The following is a 19,685-nucleotide window of genomic DNA, read 5'->3' as shown; positions in this document are numbered from 1 at the left end:
AACAACAACATCGCCCGCACGGCGGCAAAGGCACCATGAGCGCAGTCACGCCTACCCATGGAGGCCAGACGGCTTCCTCTTCTTCTTCGTCCCCACCGCACTACAGCGCCGAAGAAAAACGCCACCGCGTCTTCGCGATCATGGCGGCCTCCTCGGGCAACCTGGTCGAGTGGTTCGACTTCTACGTGTATGCCTTCTCGGCGCTGTACTTCGCGCCGGCCTTCTTTCCCAAATCGGACCCCACCGCGCAACTGCTGAACACCGCCGGCGTGTTCGCGGCCGGCTTCCTCATGCGGCCCATCGGCGGCTGGCTGTTCGGCCGCGTGGCCGACCGGCTCGGGCGCAAGACCTCGATGCTGATCTCCGTCACCATGATGTGCGGCGGCTCGCTCGTCATCGCGGCGCTGCCCACCTACGCGCAGATCGGCGCCTGGGCGCCCTTCCTGCTGCTCATCTGCCGCCTGTTCCAGGGCCTGTCGGTGGGCGGTGAATACGGCACCACCGCCACCTACATGAGCGAGGTCGCGCTGCGTGGCCAGCGCGGCTTCTTCTCGTCGTTCCAGTACGTCACGCTGATCGGCGGGCAACTGCTGGCGGTGCTGGTCATCGTGGCGCTCGAGCAGATGCTGACCGAGGCCGAGCTCAAGGCCTGGGGCTGGCGCATTCCGTTCGTCATCGGCGCCATCGCCGCCGTGGTCGCGCTGCTGCTGCGCCGCACGCTGCATGAAACGCAGAGCGCCGAGGCCCGGGAGAACAAGGAGGCCGGCAGCATCGCGGGCCTCTTCAAGCACCACACGCCTGCGTTCCTGACGGTGCTGGGCTACACGGCCGGCGGCTCGCTCATCTTCTATACCTTCACCACCTACATGCAGAAGTACCTGGTGAACACGGTGCACCTGCCGATCAAGACCGCGAGCTACGTCATGACCGGCGCGCTGTTCGTCTACATGTGCATGCAGCCGGTGTTCGGCGCGCTGTCGGACCGCATCGGGCGGCGCAACAACATGCTGCTGTTCGGCGGACTGGGTGCGCTGGCCACGGTGCCCATTCTCACGGCCCTGCAGCACACCACCAGCCCGGTGCTGGCCTTCGTGCTCATCATCGTGGCCCTGGCCATCGTGAGCTTCTACACCTCGATCAGCGGCATCGTGAAGGCCGAGATGTTCCCGCCCGAAGTGCGCGCGCTGGGCGTCGGGCTGGCCTACGCGGTGGCGAACGCCGTCTTCGGCGGCTCGGCGGAGTACGTGGCGCTGGGCCTCAAGTCGCTGGGCCACGAGTCGGCCTTCTTCTGGTACGTGAGCGCGATGATGGTCCTCGCCTTCGTCGTCAGCCTGCGCCTGCCGCGGCAGGCCAGCTACCTGCATCACGATCACTGAGGGTGCAAAACCCCTTTGTTCGGGCAATTCAGACCCGAAGCAACGGGACATACTTCCGCCTCCTAGAGGAAAGAGGCATGAAGTCAAAGCTGGAAACAGCCATGGTGTGCGGCGTTGCCGTGCTCGTCTACGGCGCGCTGATCGGCGTGTTCGCGGCCTATCCACCGGCCGCCACCGGCGACTGGGCAGCCTGGGCCCAGGCCTTCGGCTCCGTCACCGCCATCGGCCTGGGGCTGTGGGTCGTGCAGCGTCAACACACGCTGGAAATGCAGCGCCGCGAGGCACGCAAGCTGGCGGCGCGGCTTTCAATGCACCAGGGGGCGCTGCAACTGATCAACGCGGTCTATGTGGTCGCGGAGAAGGTCAAGTCGCACCCCGACGAAACCGCGCTCGACCTGCTTCACCTGTCGCTCGAAGTCGAAGGCATCACGTCGGCGCTGGCGAATGTGGACCACCTGCGCTTCGAGACTCCCCGTGCGATCGATGCGCTATTGGCGGCGCAGTCGGCTTCGAGGAAGCTGCTGGCGCATCTGCAGCGGGCCTATGACCTGTCGCTGGACGGGCGGGGGCACAAGTGGGCGCCGGTGAAGGAGTTTGCGGAGCAGGCCAGTGCTTTGGTGAGGCCGCCTATGGAGGCGTTTCGTGCGGAGCTTGCGCAGGCGCAGAAGTAGGCAGCGCCTGGAAGTGCTTCTCGGCGTGCTCGCAGGGGCTTTCTTCCTGCGTTCTCACAACTCAAATATCCGCGCCATCCCCACCCACTTCTCCCCCACAGGCGTCCAAGGCGTAGCCGCCTGAAACTTCCACATCAGCTCTTCCCACTCCCGAATCTTCGGATCGATCTTCGAAGCCAGCGCCATCGCCTCCGCGTCATAACGCGCGTCGTCCGTCTCCATCAGCATCACCATCCGCGTGCCCAGCCGATAGATCTCCATCGCAGTCACGCCATGCGCGACAAGGTGCGCGCGCACCTCGGGCCATATCTCGCGGTGATACGCCTCGTACTCGGCAATCAACGCCGGGTCGTCCTTCAGATCGAGGGCAAGGCAATGGCGCATGAAAACTCCAGTCCAAGAAAATCAGGTCAACGCCCGGTCCAGATGCGTATACCCGCCGTCCACAAACACCCACTGCCCCGTCGTGTGCGAAGCGCGCTCCGACAGCAGGAACACGACGTTGTCCGCAATCTCCTGCGGCGTGGTCATGCGGTGTCCCAGCGGAATCTTGCTGGTGATCTCTTCCAGCTTGCGGTCGGGCTCGTCGAAGCCCGATATCCATCGCTGGTAGAGCGGCGTCATCACTTCGGCGGGAATCACCGCGTTCACGCGCACGCCGTCTTCCCGCAATGACGCGGCCCACTCGCGGGTCAGCGACAGTTGCGCGCCCTTGGCGGCCGTGTAGCCGCTGGTGTTGCCCTGGCCGGTCACCGCGGTCTTCGACGAGATGTTGACGATCGCGCCCCGGCTCGCCTTCAGGTGCGGCAGGCAGTAATGCGCCATCACGTAGCAGTGGATCAGGTTGCGTTCGAGCGAACCGACGAAGGCCTCGCGCCCTGCTTCCAGGCCCACGCTGTCGTTCACGCCGGCGTTGTTGACCAGCCCGTCGATGCGGCCGAACTCCGCGGCGGTGTCGGCCACGGCCTTGGCGCAAGCCGCCTCCTCCATCAGCTCGAACTGAATGAACCGCATGCGCGGCTGCAGCGCGCGCAGCGCTTCTTCGAACGGCGCATCGAGCGGGTTCTTGCCGCAGATCACCGGCACAGCGCCCTCGCTCGCCAGCGTCATCGAGATGGCAGCGCCAATGCCGCTGCCGCCGCCGGTGACGAGCACCACCTTGTCTTTCAGATGCAGGTCCATGGTCGGGAGATGCCTTTCGTTTTGTATGGTCCGGACTCAGCCTCGAAAGCGGTAGCGTTCCAGCGATTCGGGCTTCATGGTGATGGAAAAGCCCGCGCCCTTCGGCGGCATGTAGGCCGCATTTCGGATCTTGCAGGGTTCGATGAAGTGCTCGTGCAGATGGTCGACGTACTCGACCACGCGGCCTTCGCGCGTGCCGGAGATGCAGAGGTAGTCGATCATCGACAGGTGCTGCACGTACTCGCAAAGGCCCACGCCGCCGGCATGCGGGCACACGGGCAGCTTGTACTTCGCGGCCATGAGCATCACGGCAAGGATCTCGTTCACGCCGCCGAGGCGGCATGCGTCGATCTGCACCACGTCGATGCCGCCGCGCATGATGAACTGCTTGAACATGATGCGGTTCTGGCACATCTCGCCGGTGGCCACCTTCACGGGTGCCACGCCTTCGCGGATCTTGCGGTGCCCCTCGACGTCGTCGGGGCTGGTGGGCTCCTCGATGAACCACGGCCTGGCAAACGCCAGTTGCCGCACCCAGTCGATGGCCTGGTCGACTTCCCAGACCTGGTTGGCGTCGATCATCAGGTGGCGGTCGGGACCGAGCACTTCGCGCGCCACCGTCAGGCGGCGGATGTCGTCCTGCAGGTCGCGCCCCACCTTGAGCTTGATGTGGTTGAAGCCGGCGTCCACGGCCTCCTGCGCAAGCGTGCGCAGCTTCTCGTCGGAGTAGCCGAGCCAGCCGGCCGACGTGGTGTAGCAGGGGTAGCCCTCGGCCTTCAGCGTGGCGATGCGCCCGGCCTTTTCCTTCGCGGCTTCGGTGACGAGCGCCAGCGCCTCGTCGGGCGTGATGCAGTCGGCGATGTAGCGAAAGTCGATGCAGCGCACGAACGCCTCGGGGCTCATGTCGGCCACCAGCTGCCACACGGGCTTGCCTTCGGACTTGGCCCACAGGTCCCACATCGCGTTGACGACCGCGCCGGTGGCCAGGTGGATCGCGCCCTTGTCCGGGCCGATCCATCGCAGCTGGCTGTCGGAGGTCACGTGGCGCCAGAAGCGCCCCATGTCCTGCGCCACCCATGCAAGGTCGAGCCCCACCACCAGGTGGCGCATGGCCTCGATGGCGGCGCAGCAGATCTCGTTGCCGCGTCCGATGGTGAATGTGAGGCCGTGGCCTTCGAGCCCCGGCTGGTCGGTTTCGAGCACGACATACGCCGCCGAATAATCCGGGTCGGGGTTCATCGCGTCGGAACCGTCGAGCTGCTGCGAGGTGGGAAAGCGCACGTCGAGCACGCGCATCGATCGGACTGTGGTCATGTTCAGTCGTACAGCACGGCCGCGATCTTGGGGTCGGCGATGTTGGTCTTGTCGTACCAGAAGAACCCGGTGTCCACCACCTTCGGCAGCTTCTCGCCCTTGATCGCCTTCACCGCCATCTCCACGGTCTTGTAGCCCATGCCGACCGGGTTCTGCGTGATGGCGCCGGCCATGCTGCCGTCCATGATCGCGTTCTTCTGCTGCTTGCCGGAGTCGTAGCCGATGATCACGACCTTGCCGTTGCGCTTCATCTCCTTCACGCCGTTGACCACGCCAATGGCGGAGCCCTCGTTGGCGCCGAAGATGCCCTTGAGGTTGGGCGATGCCTGCAGGATCGACTTGGTGATCTCGGTCGACTTGAGCTGGTCGCCGCCGCCGTACTGCACGCTCACGATCTTGATGTTCGGGTAGGCCGACTTGATGCGGTTGACGAAGCCGTCGCGCCGGTCCACGCCGGTGCGGCTGGTCTGGTCGTGCACCACCAGCGCCACTTCGCCGCTCTTGCCGATCAGCTCGGCCATCTTGTCGGCGGCCAGCGCGGCGGCGGCCTTGTTGTCGGTGGTCGTGGTGGTGACGGGTATGTCGCTGTCCACGCCGGAGTCGAAGGCCACCACGGGAATCTTCGCGGCCTGCGCCTTCTTCAGCAGCGGAATGGCGGCCTGGCTGTCGAGCGCGGCAAAGCCGATGGCCTGCGGCTTCTTGGCCAGCGCGGCGGAGAGCATGTCGATCTGCTTGTCGACCATGGCCTCGGTCTCGGGGCCTTCGAAAGTGACCTTGACCTTGAAGTCCTTCGCGGCCTGCTCGGCGCCCGACTTCACGGCCTGCCAGAACTGGTGCTGGAAGCCCTTGGACACGAGCGGGATGTAGACCTCCTGCGCCTGCTGCGCGTGCGCCGCAAAGCCCGACAGGCCGATGAGGGCCGCGCCCAGCGTGGTGGTGACTGCTCTTCTCTGGATCATTCGATGTCTCCTGTGGTTGTGAAAATCAGCTCAGTGCCTGCTGCCGCCGCGCCGGCGAAGGATGTCCGCGTACACGGCAAGAATGATGATCACGCCCGTGACCACGGTCTGCCACTCCTGCGCGACCGAAAGAATGCGCAGGCCGTTGGTCAGCACGCTCATGATGAAGGCGCCGATGATGGTGCCGACGATGGTGCCGGTGCCGCCGCTGAGCGACGTGCCGCCGATGACCACCGCCGCAATCGCATCGAGCTCGTAGCCCTGCCCCAGCGCGGGCTGCGCGGAGTTCAGGCGAGAGGCAATCAGCAGACCCGCAATGCCGCAGATGCCGCCGCTCACCGTGTAGACCAGCACCTTCCAGAAATCGGTGTTCACGCCTGAGAGCCGCACCGCTTCTTCATTGCTGCCGAGCGCGAAGGTGTAGCGCCCGAGGATGGTCTTGTTGAGCACGATGCTCGCGGCCACGGCCACCAGGAACAGGATGAGCACCGCATTCGGAATCGGCAGCGACGGAATCAGGTAGCCGATCAGCGAGTCCTGCGAGATGGCGGTGAAGCCCGGCGTATCGTTGAAGTAGATCGGCTTGGTGCCCGAGATCACCAGCGACAGGCCCTTGAGCAGCATCATCATGCCCAGCGTGGCAATGAACGGCGGTATCTTGAGCTTGGCGATCAGCACGCCAGACACGAAGCCCGCCAGCGCGCCGAAAAGTATCGCGGCCGCAATGCCGAGCGCGAGCGGCATGCCCATGTAGGTGAGCACCACGCCGGCCATGACGGCGCAGAAGGTCATCAGCGTGCCCACCGACAGGTCGATGCCCGACGTGATGATGACGAATGTGCAGGCAATCGCCAGCACGCCGTTCACCGCGGTCGACTGGAGAATGCTCACCAGGTTGTCGGCCTGCAGGAACTGCGGCGACGCGATGCTGAAGAACACCATCAGCACGATCAGGCTGGCAAAGGCCAGCATCTTCTGCCGCGTGGCCGGACGAAAGAGCCGCGCCTTCAGCGAGAAGCCGGGCGTGGCAGCGGTGGTGGCGGTGGGGGTCGTCAAGGGGTGTCTCCAGTGTCGTCAGGTGGCGGTGGCGGCTTCGCGCCGGGTGGCGAGCTGCATGATCTTTTCCTGCGAGGCTTCGCGCCCCGCCAGTTCGCCGGTGATGCGGCCTTCGCACATCACCAGCACGCGGTGGCTCATGCGCAATATCTCGGGCAGCTCCGAAGAAATGATCACGATGGCCTTGCCCTGTTCTGCCAGCGCGTTGAGCAGGCGGTAGATCTCGGCCTTGGCGCCCACGTCGATGCCGCGCGTGGGCTCGTCGAAGAAGAGCACGCCGCAGTCGCGCAGCAGCCACTTGGCAATCACGATCTTCTGCTGGTTGCCGCCGGAGAGCAGCCGCACCTGCTGCTGGGTCGAGGGCGTCTTGATGTTGAGCTGCTTCACGTAGCGCTCGCCCGCCGCGCTGATTGCGGCCTGGTCGATGAACATGCCCATCGACAGGAAACGCTTCATGTTCGGCAGCGCAATGTTGGTCTCCACGTCCATGCCGGTGGCCAGGCCGAAATGCTTTCGGTCTTCCGAGAGATAGCCGATGCCGTGCGCCACCGCGTCTTCGGGCGAGCGGATGGACACCTTCCTTCCGCGCACGAAGACCTCGCCGGCATCGATGCGGTCCGCGCCGAACACGGCGCGTGCAAGCTCGGTGCGCCCCGCGCCCATCAGCCCCGCAAAGCCCAGGATCTCGCCCTTGCGCAGCACGAAGCTGGCGTTGCGCACCATGGTGCCGCGGCAGATGCCCCGTGCTTCCAGCACCACCTCGTTGCCCGAGGTGTCGGGAAGTTCGTTTTCCACATCGGTGAGCCGGCGCCCCACCATCATGGCAATGAGCGAGTCCATCGGCGTCTCGGCCATGGGCACGGTGGCGATGTACTGGCCGTCGCGCATCACGGTCACGCGGTCGGCAATGCGCTTGAGCTCGTCCATCTTGTGCGAGATGTAGACCACGGCCACGCCCTGCGACTTGAGCTGCCCGATGATGCGAAACAGGTCGGCCACTTCCTCGTTGTTCAGCGCGGCGGTGGGCTCGTCCATGATGAGCACGCGCGAGTCGAAGGACAGCGCCTTGGCGATCTCCACCATCTGCTGCCTGGCGACCGTGAGTTCGCCCACCGGCGTGCGCGGGTCGAGCCGCAGGTTCATGCGCTCGAAGATGCGTTGCGTTTCCGCGCGCATGGCCTCTTCGTCGATGAACAGGCCCAGGCGCCCGCGCGGCTCGCGGCCGATGAAGATGTTCTGCGCCGCGCTCAGGTGGTTCATCAGGTTGAGCTCCTGATGGATGATGCCGATGCCCAGCGCCTGCGCGGCGCGCGGGCTGTCGATGTCCACGGGCTGGCCGTCGAGCAGCACCTCGCCGGAGTCCTTGCTGTAGACGCCCGCGAGCACTTTCATCAGCGTGGACTTGCCGGCGCCGTTCTCGCCCATGAGGGCATGCACCTCGCCTGGCTGCAGATCGAACTGCGCCTTGTCGAGCGCGCGCACGCCGGCGAATGACTTGCAGAGGTCGCGGATGGTGACGATGGATGGCATGGCGCGTTCAGTCCGTGGCGATGTCGTAGAAGCGCTGCGCGGTGCCTCGCCAGACTTGCGCCTGTTCGTCGGCCGACAGCTGTCCGATGAAGTTGTCGCTCACCGAGATCCAGCCTGCGTAGTCGCCGGCCAGCGTGAGCACCGGCCAGTCGCTGCCCCACATCAGGCGAGCGGGTCCGAAGCATTCGAGCAGGTGCTCCCACACCGGGCGCACCACGCTCACGGCCGCGTCCACGTTGCCGTGCGTCGACTGCGGCGCCTCGCCCCAGAGGCCCGAGAACTTGCAGCACACCTGCGGCAGCGCAGCGACTGCGGCAATCTCCTTGCGCCACTGCGCAAAGGCTTCGCCGCCATGCGCACCCACCGGCGGCTTGGCGCCGTGGTCGATCACCACGGGCAACTGCGGCCAGTGCTTCAGGAAGCGCAGCAGCGGCGACAGGTGCCTCGGCTTCACCAGCGCATCGAAGCGCAGGCCGAGCCGCACGAGCGTGCGCACCGCATCGGGATGCGGCATGCGCGCGATCCAGTCGTCATCGGGCAGGTCCTGCAGCATCGGCCGCACGCCCTTGAACTTCGGATGCCGCGCCATGCGCTCCAGCGATGCAGTGGCTTCGGGCCGGCCCAGGTCGACCCAGCCGACCACGCCGCCGATGATGTCGTGCGCGGCCGCGAGCTCATGCATGAAGCCGGTCTCGGCTTCGGAGTCGGCCGCCTGCACCAGCACGGTCCGCGTCACGCCATGCGCTTGCATGAGCGGCATCAGGTCTTGCGGCATGAAGTCGCGCACCAGCGGCTCCAGCGCCGGCACGTCGGCGCGCAGCCACGTGTAGTCGCCGCGCGCGGGCTGCCAGAAGTGCTGGTGCGAGTCGATGCGTGTGACCATGCGTTTCCAATCGTCGGCAGCTGGGCTGGGGTCCATGGCGGGGCTATTCATTCAGATCGCGAGGCCGTCGTCAATCGATGCGAACGGCAATGCGGCATGGCGTTAGAACGTATGGCTGATACCGAAGTACGTGCCCGATTGCCGGCCGCCCGCGGGCGGGTTGTTGTTGGTGGCTTCGACCGAGAAGTTGGCCGTCGAACTGTTGTAGACCTTGCCCACCGATGCATAGAGCAAGGTGCGCTTTGACAACGCATAGTTGGCGCCCAGCATGTACAGGTTGGCGCTGCCGGCGTTGCGGTTCTGCGTGACGCGGAACACGGAGCCGATCATGGTGAGCCAGGGCGTGACCTGGTAGTTGGCGCCGACCCAGTAGTGGTTGGCCTTGCTCGGCGCGGTGAGCGGTGCATCGGGCGCGGACAGGCGCTGGTAGCCGGCGAACAGCTTCAATGCATCGAAGGTCGCGGTACCGCCGAGCGTGAGTTCCTTCGACGTGAGGAACAGGTCCGAGTACTTGCCGTTCTTGTCGCGCGCCACGTCGTAGATGGCACGCACTTCGAACGAAGGCGCGGCATAGACCAGCGAGACGCCTTCCTTGCGCAGCTTGCTGAAGCCGTCGGTCTGCTCGCCGAGCCCCGTCTGCAAGGTGGCACTGAAGCCGCCCCAGGTCGGCGTGGTGTATTCGATGCCGTTGTCGTTGCCCTGCCAGTTGCGCCCGCGCACCAGCGTGGCGGTGCCGATGAACTGCTGGCCCGTCGGGTCGAGATACCAGACGTCGTTGGAGATCGACAGGTTCTTGCCGAAGACCAGCTTGCCCCAGTAGTCCTGCAGGCCGACATATGCGCGCCGGTTGAGCAGCAGGTCGGCGCCGTTGGGCTTGGCGGCAGGCAGGTCGAAACCGCCTTCGAGCACGAACAGCGCGGTCATGCCGCCGCCCAGGTCCTCCGTGCCCTTGATTCCCAGCATGCTGGTACCCCACTGGTTGCCGGCGTGACGCCACAGCGTGCCGCCGCCGCGGCCGGACTTGTCGGCGATGTTGTTCTGGTAGTCGACGCCGGCAACCGCGCGACCGTAGAGCGTCACGCTGCTTTGGGCCTGCGCGCTCGTCGCGCCGAGCCCGAGGCAGACACATGCGACGCCGGCGTTGGCTATGGATCGGGAATTCAGCTTCTTCGTCATCTTCTCGTCTCCTTTTGTTGTTCCTGAACGGGGATGAGGCGACCGGTCAAGGTCCCTGGTGTGTGACAGCTTTTTGGCCTTACCAATTGGCATGACCACTTTGCCATATGGCCGAATTGGCCTTACCAGAACAAACCCTTTTCGGGTTTTCCCGTGGAAAACAAGGGTGACGGATGCAGATTGGCTGTATTTACAGTGTCAAACTGGCATGACCAGATAGCCTCGCGGCGCCGCTTGGCGCAGATCCAAATGCTTCCTCCCGCCAAACCCGCCGACACCCGGCGCCTCTATCAGCAGATCGCGGACCAGATCCGGACCTTCATCCGGGAGGGCAACCTGCCGCCCGGCGCGCGCTTGCCTCCGGAGCGGGAACTGGCGTTGCAGCTGGGTGTGTCGCGGCCTTCGCTGCGCGAAGCGCTGATCGCCCTGGAGATCGACGGGCGCATAGAGATACGGATGGGTTCGGGCGTCTATGTCTGCGCGTCGCAAGACACGTCCGAGCGCGCAACGCCGGCGGTGGGCGAGAGCCCTTCCGAAATGATGCAGGCCCGCGCCATGCTCGAAGGCTCCGTGGTGACGCTGGCATCGGCCCGCGTCACTCCACTGCAGCTCGAGCGCGTGAAGAACTGCCTGGAAGACATGCGCCAGGACGGCCTCCACGGCCGGTCGCAGCTAGAGAACGACCGGCGTTTTCACCTCGCCATTGCGGAGATGACGGAGAACTCCGTCCTTGTACGGCTCGTGGGAGAGCTGTTCGACGGGCGGCACAGCCCGATCTCGTCGCGCATGAGCGCAAGCACCGAAGACTCGCAAGCGTGGAAGGCCGCGTTCGCCGAGCACGAGGCCATCTACCGCGCGCTGGAGGCGCGGGACCCTCAAGCCGCCGTGGCGGCGATGCTTCATCACCTGAGCGCATCGCATGCGCGATGGACGGGGGAAACGCAGGCATCCGTGCCCTGACCGGCGCCTGCGCCATCGCTGAAGCGCGGCGCGGTACGGCTATTCGGCGTAAACGCCGGCCGCCTTGATGATCGGCGTCCACTTGGCGATTTCATCCGCCACGAACTTCTTGTGGCCCGCGGGCTCGATGCGCCCGTCGGTCGCCACCACGGCGCCCAGCAGTTCCTCGCGGTGGATGAAGTCGGGGTCTTTCAGCGCGGTCTTCACCGCGTCGCTCAGCTTCTTCAGCACCGGCGCGGGCGTGCCCTTGGGCGCATACAGGCCGTGCCAGATCGTGACCTGGAAGTTCTTCAGGCCCGCCTCGTCGAGCGTGGGCAGGTCTTTCAGCGCCGGCAGCGCGAGCCGCCTGGGCGTGGTCACGGCAAAGGCCTTGACCTTGCCGGACTGGATCTGCGGCGTGGTGTTGGTGGTCTGGTCGCACAGCAGGTCGATCTGCCCGCCGATCAGGTCGGTGATGGCCGGTGCGGTGCCCTTGTAGGGAACGGCGGTCATCTCGGTCTTGGTGGCGCTCTGGTAGAGCAACCCGCACAGGTGCGAGGCCGAGCCCACGCCGGCATTGCCGATGTTGATCTTGCCCTTGTTGGCCGCGATCCAGCTCGTCAGCTCCTTGTAGTTGGTGGCGGGGATGCTCGGCTTGGAGATGAGCGTCATCGGCACGTCGTTGACGATGCCCAGGTATTCGAAGTCGCTCTCCACCTTGAACGGCAGGTTGCGCACCAGGCTCGGCACGGTGGCCATCGCGATGTGGTTGAGCAGCAGCGTGTAGCCGTCGGGCGTGGCGCGCGCCACCTTGGCCGCGCCGATGGAACTGCCGGCGCCGGGCACGTTGTCGATGATCACCGTGCCGCCGCCCAGCGGCTTGCGCAGCGCCTCGGCCAGGTCGCGCGCGACGCGGTCGGTCGGGCCGCCGGCCGCGAAGGGCACGACGATGGTGATCGACTTGCCGGCCGGGAAGTCCTGCGCATGCGCGCCGGCGGCAATGGCGATAGCCGCGAGGGCGAACAGTTTTTTCATGAAGTCTCCGTTGCGTTGTCAAAAAAAGAAATTCAGGGCGCGCGCGAAGGCACGCGGCTCTCGAGCGCGGGCGGCTGCCATTGCGGCTGGATGTGGCAGCCGTTCCTGCCGTCGGTGTCGTAGCGCGGCATCAATGCCCTGCACCGCTGCGCGAGGCCTTCGGGCGTGGGCTTCTCGCCCTTGTCGATCCAGTCGAGCAGCGCGGCGAAGAGCGCCGGGTATTCCGAATCGCTCAGGTAGCTGTGCTCGCGCTCGCTGCTGAAGCCCTGCACCAGCAGGCTGCCGGTGCCGGCCGCGTCGCGGATGCGTCGGTAGGCGTTCTCCAACTCGACGAATGCCGTGGGGTCGTCTATCGCATGCAGGCCCACGGTCGGCAGCGACGTGCGCCCTGTGGGCTGGCTGTCGGCCGCCAGCGCGCCCTTGGCCTGCGGGTCGGCCGCGTAGCGCAGCACGCCGGCATTGAGCGCCGCATCGTCGGCCGAGCCGCTGTAGACCGCGCCGATGTTGCCGAAGGGGTTGCGCCCGCCGAGCCGCTTCTGCACCAGGTCCTGGAACAGCCAGGTGGCCCAGGTCAGGTGGCCGAGCAGCGAGCGCTCCTGGATCTTCACGACCGAAAGAATGGTCTTCAGCCGCGCGGCCTGCTCGGGCGTGCGCTGCGCGGCGGGCAGGCCGACGCCGGTGCATTCCTTCACGCGTGCGGCAAGGTCGGCGCGGGTGAGCTTCGAGTCGAGCGGCAGGCCCATCCACAGCGGGTACTGCGGCTCGTCGGGCTTCGGATGGTTGTGGCAGACGTACTGGTACACCACGCGCAGGTCGAGCCGGAAGTCGTAGGCGCTGTTGCCGCCGCCGAGCACGCCGCTGGTGAGCATCAGGCCGTCGTAGGGGCTCTTGGCTCCGCCCGCGGGCGCATACAGTTCGGCCGCCTTCGCCGCCACGCCCGCGCCGTAGCTCTGCCCGTGCAGCAGCGTGCGATGCGGCTGGCCGAAGTGGCGCACGAAGATCTGGCGCAGCCGCTCGGTGTCTTCGGCGGCCATGGTCACGCCGTAGCCGCCGCGCCGGTAGGTGGAGCCGGCCCAGGCATAGCCGGCCTTCACGGTGACGGCCCAGCGCTTGAGGTCTTCCTCGCTGCGCTCGAGCTTGGGCGGGCCGGTCTCGGGGCCGCCGTGGGCGTGCATCACGAGCACGCGGTTCGCGTTGTTCGCCCAGCCGCCCGGAATGGCGATCCAGTAGAGGGCGCCCATGCCGTCCTCACCGGTATAGCAGCGGGTGGCCTCCGGCACCGGCGACGGGCATGCAGCCGCCTGGGGCCCCGTGGGCGCAGCGTGCGCGGAAAGCATCGGCGCCGCGCCGATCAGCGCGAATGCCGCGAGGCAGAAGAGTCGTTTGTTCAATGGCGTACTCCGAATTCGAGCGCCGCGTTCGCCCCCGGGCTGGAGACGAAACCGAGGACGCCGCTGTTGAAGATGAAATTGCCCGGTCGGCCCGCATCGGCCTGCGCCACGCCGGGCACCGGCGTGTCGTAGCTCAGCCCCGCGGTCGCACCGCCGAGGCCAAGGCTGCCGCCGGCCACCGTGGCATCGTGGTTCTCGCCCTTGACGCTGACCAGCGCATAGCTGCCGTCGGCAACGCCGGCGGCAAGGCTCTGCTGCAGGCCATGCACGCGCATGCCGACGCTGGTGGCCGACTCGCGCACCAGGTGCAGCGGCACGGCAGCGCCGTTGACGAGGCCGATCACCATCGAGCCGGTGAGCGTGCCGCCGGTGGTCACGGCACCGCCAGTGGGCGAAGTGGTGAAGAGGTCGAAGGCGGCGCGCGCGGTGTTGTAGGCGACGTAGCCCTTCTCGGTCTGCGTGCAGTTGGCGTCGTAGACCATGAAACCGCCCGAGACCGGGTCGCGGCAGTATTGGAAGGTGCCCGCGTTGCGCAGCCGCACCGACGAAGCGAAGGCATTGGCGCTGCCGGAGCCCTGCTGCACGCCCACCGCATTGAACACGTTCGCCACCGGCTTGAAGTCGCCCGACACCGGCGCGGCCGAGAAGCTGTTCTGGAATGCCAGCAGCGGCGCGAAGCCTCCGCCGCTCGGCGCGTTCACGCCGCCCGACAGCACGCCGCCAGCGCCGAAGCTGAACACCGCCCCGCTCTCGGCGCTGGCATAGCTGCAGCTGCCTTCCGACACCAGCGAGCCGGTGCGCTGGGTGCCGGCGGCGCGCTGCAGGCTTGCGTCGATGGTCACGGTGTAGGCCATGGTGGCCGGGTCGATCTGCACGCGAAGTTCCTCGCCGAAGCTGTTGCCGCCTTTGTAGCTGGTCACGGAGGCGGGCAGGTTCGGGCAGGCCAGCGGGTCGCCGACTTCGGTCACGCAGCTGTAGTTGACGGCCGCGTCGAGGCTGCCGCTGCCACGGTACTTGGGCCACGACGGGAACTGGCACAGCGGACGCGTGCGGCCGTAGGTGCCGGCCACCGCATCCACCGCCACGCCGGTGGCGGGTGCGAGCCCGGCCTCCACCCAGCCTTCGAGCGCCGCCAGCGAATCCCAGTTGGGAATGAAGCTGCCGGTGCCGTGGCCCATGCCGGGCACGGTGTAGAAGCGCACGTTCTGGTCGACCGACGCCTGGCCCACGGTGGCGATGAGCTGCCTGTAGTAGTCGATGGTCGAGTTGGGGCTGATCACCTCGTCGGCCAGGCCGTGCAGCATGATGAGCCGGCCGCCGTGCGCGAAGAAGGGCGCGAGGTTCGGGTTGGTCGCGTCGGTGAGGTTCGACACCTCGGTCACGCGCGCGGCATGGCTGCCCGGGTCCAGCGGGTCGAAGGTCAGCGTGTCGAAGCCCGCGATGCGCGTGACGAAGAACTTCACCCACTGGTCGCCGGTGACGTACATGTTCGCATCGGACGAGGTGGCCGGATTGCCCGGCACCTTGCGCGTGCCGAGATCACGCGTGGTGTAGGGCCCCGCGACCAGCGCGCCTTCGAGCAGGTTGTAGCCGCCCGCGCGCTTCACGCCGTTGGCCAGCGAATAGGTGGTGAAGTCCAGCGGCGACTCGATGGCGTGCACGGTGGCGATCTGCGCGTCCGACAGGCAGGTGTCGCCCGTATCGGCGCCGCCGCTGCAGCGCAGCGAGGCAATGATCTGCGCATTGAGCAGGCGGCAACTTTCGACGTTGCTCACGATGTTGTCGGCCGCGCCGTCGAGCTTGTCGCAGGCCTGCATCACGGTCCTTTGCACCAGCAGCGTCTTGGCCACGTTCATCCAGCCCGCGCCGCCGTTGTTGTACAGCGCGCGGCCCACGGCCACGTTCGACAGCCGCGTGCCGGTGTAGTTGAGCGCGGGTTCGTTGGCGATCACGCCGTCGTAGTCCCCGGGCCAGCGCTGGATGTAGCTGAGCGCATCGCGCCCGCCGGTCGAGGTGCCGAGGAAGTAGGCGTGCTTCGGCTTCACCGCATAGCGCGCGAACACCAGCGCCTGCGCCACGTCGCGCGTCTTCTTGAGCGAATTGCCGCCGTAGTTGGCGAGCTGCTCGTCGTTGGCCGCGAACCTGCCGTCGGTGATGCTGCTCGACTGATGGCCGGAGTCGTCGCCGTAGGTGGCGTAGCCCAGCGCCAGCGGCGCGGGCTTGCCGGCGGGGCCGAAGCGGATGACCTCGGTGCCGTCGATGAGCACGCCGTCGAAACCGCCGCCGCCGAAGTGGATGGTCTTCTGGTTCCACTTCTCCGGCAGGTTCACCGCGAAGTTGATGACCGAGGCGCTCGGGTCGACCGGCTGGATGGTGCCGCGCACGCGGCAATAGTCGCCGAGCGTGTTGCCCGCATCGCCTGCGGCCACCGGCGCGGCGCTGGTGACGGTGGCGCCCTGGGTGGGCAGGCTGATCAGCGAGGCAGGCAGGCTCTTGCCGTTCAGGTCGGCGCAGGCAACCACCGGTTGCACCGGCGCGGGTGGCTGGTTGTCCGGCGGATCGTTGGCGGGCGGGTTGTTGCCGTTGGCCGGTGGCGTGGCGGGCAGCAGGCCGACACCGCCGCCCCCTCCTCCTCCGCCACCACCACCGCAGGCGGCAAGGATCAGCGAAACCAGCGAAAGGCCGATCGCATACAGGACGGCACGAATCATCGATGCAGGGCGCGTTGTGCGCATGGGTTTGTCTCCGGCATGCGGCCTCGTCGGACCGCTTGTTCTTGAATGGGCGGCCGGACGATAGATTCGGTGTGACTTAGGGTCAAATAAAATAACAAGGCACTTTCAATACCAAAAACATATGGACATAAGGGCACTGCGCTACTTCGTGGCCGTCGCGGGCACCGGCCACATGACGCGCGCGGCCGAGCAGCTCGGCATCCAGCAGCCGCCGCTGAGCCTGCAGATCAAGGCGCTGGAACGCGAGCTGGGCATGCCGCTGTTCCGCCGCCACCCGCGCGGCGTGGCGCTCACCGACGCGGGCCGGCTGTTCCAGGCCGAGGCGCTGCGCATGCTGCAGGACATGGAGTCCATGAAGCAGCGCATGGCCCGCGTGGCCAAGGGCCAGGCCGGCACGCTGGCGGTCGGCTTCACCAGTTCGGCGGCGGCGCACCGCTTCATGCCCGAGGCGCTGCGCGCATTCCGCCGCGCCTACCCCCTGGTGGAACTGCAGCTGCGCGAGGACAACGCCGCCGAACTCACCGAGGCACTGGCCACCGGGCGGCTGCACTGCGGCCTGCTGCGCGTGCCGGTGGCCCGGCCCGAGGGGCTGGTGTTCGAGACGATGCTGCGCGAACCGGTGCTGGTGGCCATGCCCAGCGACCATCGCTTTGCCCTCGCCCGTACCAAGGCTTCACGCCCGCTGCCGCTTGCCAGGCTGTGCGAGGAAGGCATCATCCTCGTGCGGCGCCCGGGTGCTCCCGGCCTCTATGCCGAGCTGCTCGCGCTGTGCCACGCCAAGGGGCTGCGCCCGCGCGTGGTGGCCGAAGTCGATCGCATGATGACCAACCTGAACCTCGTGGCCGCGGGCGTGGGCCTGTCGGTGGTGCCTGCCTCGATGACCGGCGTGCACGCGCACGCCATCGCCTACATGCGGCTGGCCGACGGCGGCCAGCTCGACGCGCCGCTCACGCTGGTGTCGCGCGCGGAAGAAGACAACCTGCCCGCGCAGCATTTCGCGGCGCTGCTGCGCAAGCTGGCAGGCGAGCACGCCGGCAACCACCCGTCGGCGCCATGAGCGCGCAGGCAAGGCGCCGCTTCGCGCAGGGTGCGGGCGCCTTGCTCGCCGCTGCCTGCGCGGCGCCGGGCCTGCTGCGCGCGGCCCCTCCTGCCTGGCCGCAACGCGCGGTGCGGCTGATCGTGGTGTACCCGCCCGGCGGCGTGAGCGACGGCATGGCCCGCGTGCTGGCCGAACCGCTCGCACAGGCGATCGGCGCGCCGGTGCTGATCGAAAACCGTCCCGGCGCGGGCGGCAGCCTGGGCATGGACGCGCTCGCGCGTTCGGCGCCCGACGGCTGCACGCTGGCTTTCTCGGCCATCAGCCCGCTCACGCTGCATCCGCTGCTGGCGCGCGTGCCCTACGACCCGCAGCACGCCTTCGTGCCCGTGGCCAGCGTGATGCGCACGCCGGTCCTGGTGGTCGGCACGCCGGCCTTCGCGGGGCGCGGCTTCGGCGCGCTGATCGCGCAGGCGCGCAGCCGGCCGGGCGCGGTGCGCTGGGCCACATCGGGCGTGGCCACCATCGGCCACATGGTGCTGGCGCAGGTGCGCATGCAAAGCCGCACCGACATCACGCACATCCCCTACCAGGGCGGCGGCCCGCAGCTCAACGATGCGCTCAGCGGGCAGTTCGAGGTGCTGTCCACCAACGTGGCCGCGCAACAGCTGCAGTACATCGAGGGCGGCCGCTTCCAGCCGCTGGCGGTGGGCGCGCCCGCGCGCATCGAGGCCCTGGCCGAGGTGCCGACGCTGGCGGAACTGGGCTTCGAGAAGGCGAACCGCGATTCGCTCTTCGGCATCTTCGCGCCGGCGCGCACGCCGCCAGCGGTGGTGCAGCGGCTCAACGCCGAGATCAACCGCGTGCTGTGCAGCGACGGCGTGCGTGCGCGGCTGCGCGAGGCCTACAACCTGCCGGCCGGCGGCAGCACAGAAGATTTCATGCGCGAGATCGCCATCGACCGGCGGCGCAACCGCGAGCTGGTGGCCGGCGACCGTTCGCAGTTCGACTGAGCGCGGCAGAGGCCGCGCCGTTCAGCCTTCGGCCCAGAGACGCGGATAGTCCTTCACGAAGCCGTCGGGCGTGGCGACCAGCACCGCGCTGTAGTCGAAGCGCCTTGCCTCGTAGGCGTACTCGGCTTCGCCGCGCCGCTCGTAGCGCTGCGCCAGTTCGCTCAGCACGCCGCCGTCCAGGTCCAGCCATGCGGCCGGGGCATCGGCGCTCTCGCCCTTCTCGAGGTTGAGCCGCCGCAGCTGCAGCAGGTTGGTGGCGGGCGTGAAGCCCAGGTCCAGATCGACGCAATGCGACATGTCGGTCACGGCTTCGTCGTTGAGCTTCCAGTGGCCGCGCGCGTCGCGCGTGATCGACAGGTCGATGGCCGAGCCGCCGAGCCAGCCGCGCACGGTGCCCCATTGGGTGTGCCAGTGCAGGTCGCAGCGCACGCGGTAGTGCAGCTGGCCGATGCGGCCGTCTTCCATGCGGAACACGGCGGCACCGTCGAGTTGCCAGGCCGAGGCATTGCGTTCGAGGCGGCAGGCGTCGTGACCCGGTGCGTCGAGCCTGCGCCAGAGAATGGAGGCAACGGTTTGCATGGCGCGGATGATGGACCGGCATGCTGCGGTGCGCAAGCCTTGTCCCTTCGTCATGGCCGAAGAAAATTGGCCGCCGATGCATGCCGGACAATGCCGGGCACCATGACAAAGCTCCCCGCGGCGCTCGCGCTGCTCCTGTCCGTCTTCTTCTGCGGCGCCGGCCATGCCGCAGCCGCGCTGAAAGACGGCGACATCGTCTTCCACACCTCGCGCTCGGCGCAGAGCGTGGCGGTGCAGCGTGCCACCGGCTCGCGCTACAGCCACATGGGCATCGTGCTGATGCGGGGCGGCAAGCCCTACGTGTTCGAGGCGGTGTCGACGGTGCGCTACACGCCGCTCGCACAATGGACCGCACGCGGCAATGGCGGCCACTACGTGGTCAAGCGGCTGCGCGATGCCGACCGGCTGCTGACGCCGGGCGCGGTGGCCACGCTGCGCGCCCGCACCGCCGATTTCGAGGGCCGCCCTTACGACCTGACGTTCGAATGGTCGGACCAGCGCATCTACTGCTCCGAACTCGTGTGGAAGCTCTACCAGCGCGCGCTGGGCGTGCGCATCGGCGAGCTGCAGAAGATCCGCGAATTCAACCTGACGGACCCGGCGGTGCGCGCCAAGATGCGCGAGCGCTACGGCGACAAGGTGCCGATGGACGAGCCGGTGATCTCTCCGGTGGCGATGTTCGAGTCGCCGTTGCTCAGGACCGTCGAGAGGCGCTGAGGGGTTTTCAGGGTAGCGCTCACGCCGACGGGGTGCCTTGCTCCGCGAATGTCCCCCGGGCTTCGCCCTCCTCCTTTATTTCGCTGCGCAAGG

At 67.3% G+C, this 19,685-nt stretch carries 18 protein-coding genes; 6 read left to right on the top strand and 12 right to left on the bottom strand.

The window, feature by feature from the left end:
- Positions 1-35 precede the first annotated feature (35 nt).
- Positions 36-1,376 carry an MFS family transporter gene (locus tag AC1RVW_RS25160; protein ID WP_493203279.1) on the top strand — a complete coding sequence of 447 codons (1,341 nt, stop codon included), beginning with the start codon at positions 36-38 and terminating at the stop codon, positions 1,374-1,376.
- A gap of 77 nt (positions 1,377-1,453) precedes the next feature.
- On the top strand, positions 1,454-2,047 hold the full coding sequence (locus AC1RVW_RS25155; RefSeq protein ID WP_081265797.1) for a hypothetical protein: 594 nt from the start codon (positions 1,454-1,456) through the stop codon (positions 2,045-2,047).
- Positions 2,048-2,101: 54 nt separating this feature from the next.
- On the opposite strand, the gene AC1RVW_RS25150 is transcribed toward AC1RVW_RS25155, so the two are convergent.
- The 8 genes from AC1RVW_RS25150 to AC1RVW_RS25115 form a co-directional block, all read right to left on the bottom strand.
- Positions 2,102-2,431: an L-rhamnose mutarotase gene (locus AC1RVW_RS25150; protein WP_493203277.1), complete on the bottom strand. Its 330-nt coding sequence runs from the start codon at positions 2,429-2,431 to the stop codon at positions 2,102-2,104.
- Between the two features lie 21 nt (positions 2,432-2,452).
- Positions 2,453-3,229: an SDR family oxidoreductase gene (locus AC1RVW_RS25145; protein WP_493203275.1), complete on the bottom strand. Its 777-nt coding sequence runs from the start codon at positions 3,227-3,229 to the stop codon at positions 2,453-2,455.
- Between the two features lie 36 nt (positions 3,230-3,265).
- Positions 3,266-4,543, bottom strand: coding sequence for an L-fuconate dehydratase (locus tag AC1RVW_RS25140; RefSeq protein ID WP_493203273.1), 1,278 nt, complete (start codon positions 4,541-4,543; stop codon positions 3,266-3,268).
- Between the two features lie 2 nt (positions 4,544-4,545).
- The gene (locus AC1RVW_RS25135; protein ID WP_081265793.1) at positions 4,546-5,502 is read right to left on the bottom strand and encodes an ABC transporter substrate-binding protein; all 957 of its coding nucleotides are present in this window, start codon (positions 5,500-5,502) and stop codon (positions 4,546-4,548) included.
- Between the two features lie 30 nt (positions 5,503-5,532).
- The gene (locus AC1RVW_RS25130; protein WP_493203271.1) at positions 5,533-6,558 is read right to left on the bottom strand and encodes an ABC transporter permease; all 1,026 of its coding nucleotides are present in this window, start codon (positions 6,556-6,558) and stop codon (positions 5,533-5,535) included.
- Positions 6,559-6,576: 18 nt separating this feature from the next.
- Positions 6,577-8,088, bottom strand: coding sequence for a sugar ABC transporter ATP-binding protein (locus AC1RVW_RS25125; RefSeq protein WP_493203269.1), 1,512 nt, complete (start codon positions 8,086-8,088; stop codon positions 6,577-6,579).
- Between the two features lie 7 nt (positions 8,089-8,095).
- Positions 8,096-8,971 carry an amidohydrolase family protein gene (locus AC1RVW_RS25120; RefSeq protein ID WP_493203308.1) on the bottom strand — a complete coding sequence of 292 codons (876 nt, stop codon included), beginning with the start codon at positions 8,969-8,971 and terminating at the stop codon, positions 8,096-8,098.
- Between the two features lie 102 nt (positions 8,972-9,073).
- Positions 9,074-10,135 carry a porin gene (locus tag AC1RVW_RS25115; RefSeq protein WP_493203306.1) on the bottom strand — a complete coding sequence of 354 codons (1,062 nt, stop codon included), beginning with the start codon at positions 10,133-10,135 and terminating at the stop codon, positions 9,074-9,076.
- Between the two features lie 261 nt (positions 10,136-10,396).
- Between AC1RVW_RS25115 and AC1RVW_RS25110 the strand changes: the two genes are divergently transcribed.
- Complete coding sequence (locus AC1RVW_RS25110) at positions 10,397-11,107, top strand: FadR/GntR family transcriptional regulator (protein ID WP_493203304.1); 711 nt, start codon at positions 10,397-10,399, stop codon at positions 11,105-11,107.
- 39 nt (positions 11,108-11,146) lie between these two features.
- On the opposite strand, the gene AC1RVW_RS25105 is transcribed toward AC1RVW_RS25110, so the two are convergent.
- Genes AC1RVW_RS25105 through AC1RVW_RS25095 form a run of 3 tightly spaced genes read right to left on the bottom strand, consistent with a single transcriptional unit; the run spans position 11,147 to position 16,247 of the window.
- Positions 11,147-12,121, bottom strand: a complete 975-nt coding sequence (locus AC1RVW_RS25105; protein ID WP_493203267.1) for a tripartite tricarboxylate transporter substrate-binding protein — start codon at positions 12,119-12,121, stop codon at positions 11,147-11,149.
- Positions 12,122-12,153: 32 nt separating this feature from the next.
- Positions 12,154-13,458 carry a hypothetical protein gene (locus tag AC1RVW_RS25100; protein ID WP_493203303.1) on the bottom strand — a complete coding sequence of 435 codons (1,305 nt, stop codon included), beginning with the start codon at positions 13,456-13,458 and terminating at the stop codon, positions 12,154-12,156.
- A gap of 50 nt (positions 13,459-13,508) precedes the next feature.
- Entirely contained in the window at positions 13,509-16,247 is a 2,739-nt protein-coding gene (locus AC1RVW_RS25095; protein WP_493203265.1) for a tannase/feruloyl esterase family alpha/beta hydrolase, read from the bottom strand.
- A gap of 121 nt (positions 16,248-16,368) precedes the next feature.
- On the opposite strand from AC1RVW_RS25095, the gene AC1RVW_RS25090 reads away from it, so the two are divergent.
- Together AC1RVW_RS25090 and AC1RVW_RS25085 are read left to right on the top strand one after the other, a co-directional pair.
- Positions 16,369-17,304 (top strand): LysR substrate-binding domain-containing protein, encoded by a 936-nt coding sequence (locus tag AC1RVW_RS25090; protein WP_493203264.1) that lies wholly within the window; start codon positions 16,369-16,371, stop codon positions 17,302-17,304.
- Positions 17,301-18,296 carry a Bug family tripartite tricarboxylate transporter substrate binding protein gene (locus AC1RVW_RS25085; RefSeq protein ID WP_493203262.1) on the top strand — a complete coding sequence of 332 codons (996 nt, stop codon included), beginning with the start codon at positions 17,301-17,303 and terminating at the stop codon, positions 18,294-18,296. The genes AC1RVW_RS25090 and AC1RVW_RS25085 overlap by 4 nt, the downstream gene beginning before the upstream one ends.
- A 21-nt stretch (positions 18,297-18,317) precedes the next feature.
- Here the strand turns inward: AC1RVW_RS25085 and AC1RVW_RS25080 are convergent, their stop codons facing one another.
- Complete coding sequence (locus AC1RVW_RS25080; protein ID WP_081265858.1) at positions 18,318-18,875, bottom strand: putative glycolipid-binding domain-containing protein; 558 nt, start codon at positions 18,873-18,875, stop codon at positions 18,318-18,320.
- 102 nt (positions 18,876-18,977) lie between these two features.
- Here AC1RVW_RS25080 and AC1RVW_RS25075 point away from each other — a divergent pair, with 102 nt between their 5' ends.
- Complete coding sequence (locus tag AC1RVW_RS25075) at positions 18,978-19,592, top strand: YiiX family permuted papain-like enzyme (protein ID WP_106937524.1); 615 nt, start codon at positions 18,978-18,980, stop codon at positions 19,590-19,592.
- Positions 19,593-19,685: the final 93 nt, after the last annotated feature.

It is taken from the genome of Variovorax sp. MPBD4-3 (assembly GCF_058809745.1).
The sequence above is the reverse complement of the archived record's forward strand: the minus strand, read 5'-3'. Positions and strand labels throughout refer to the sequence as shown.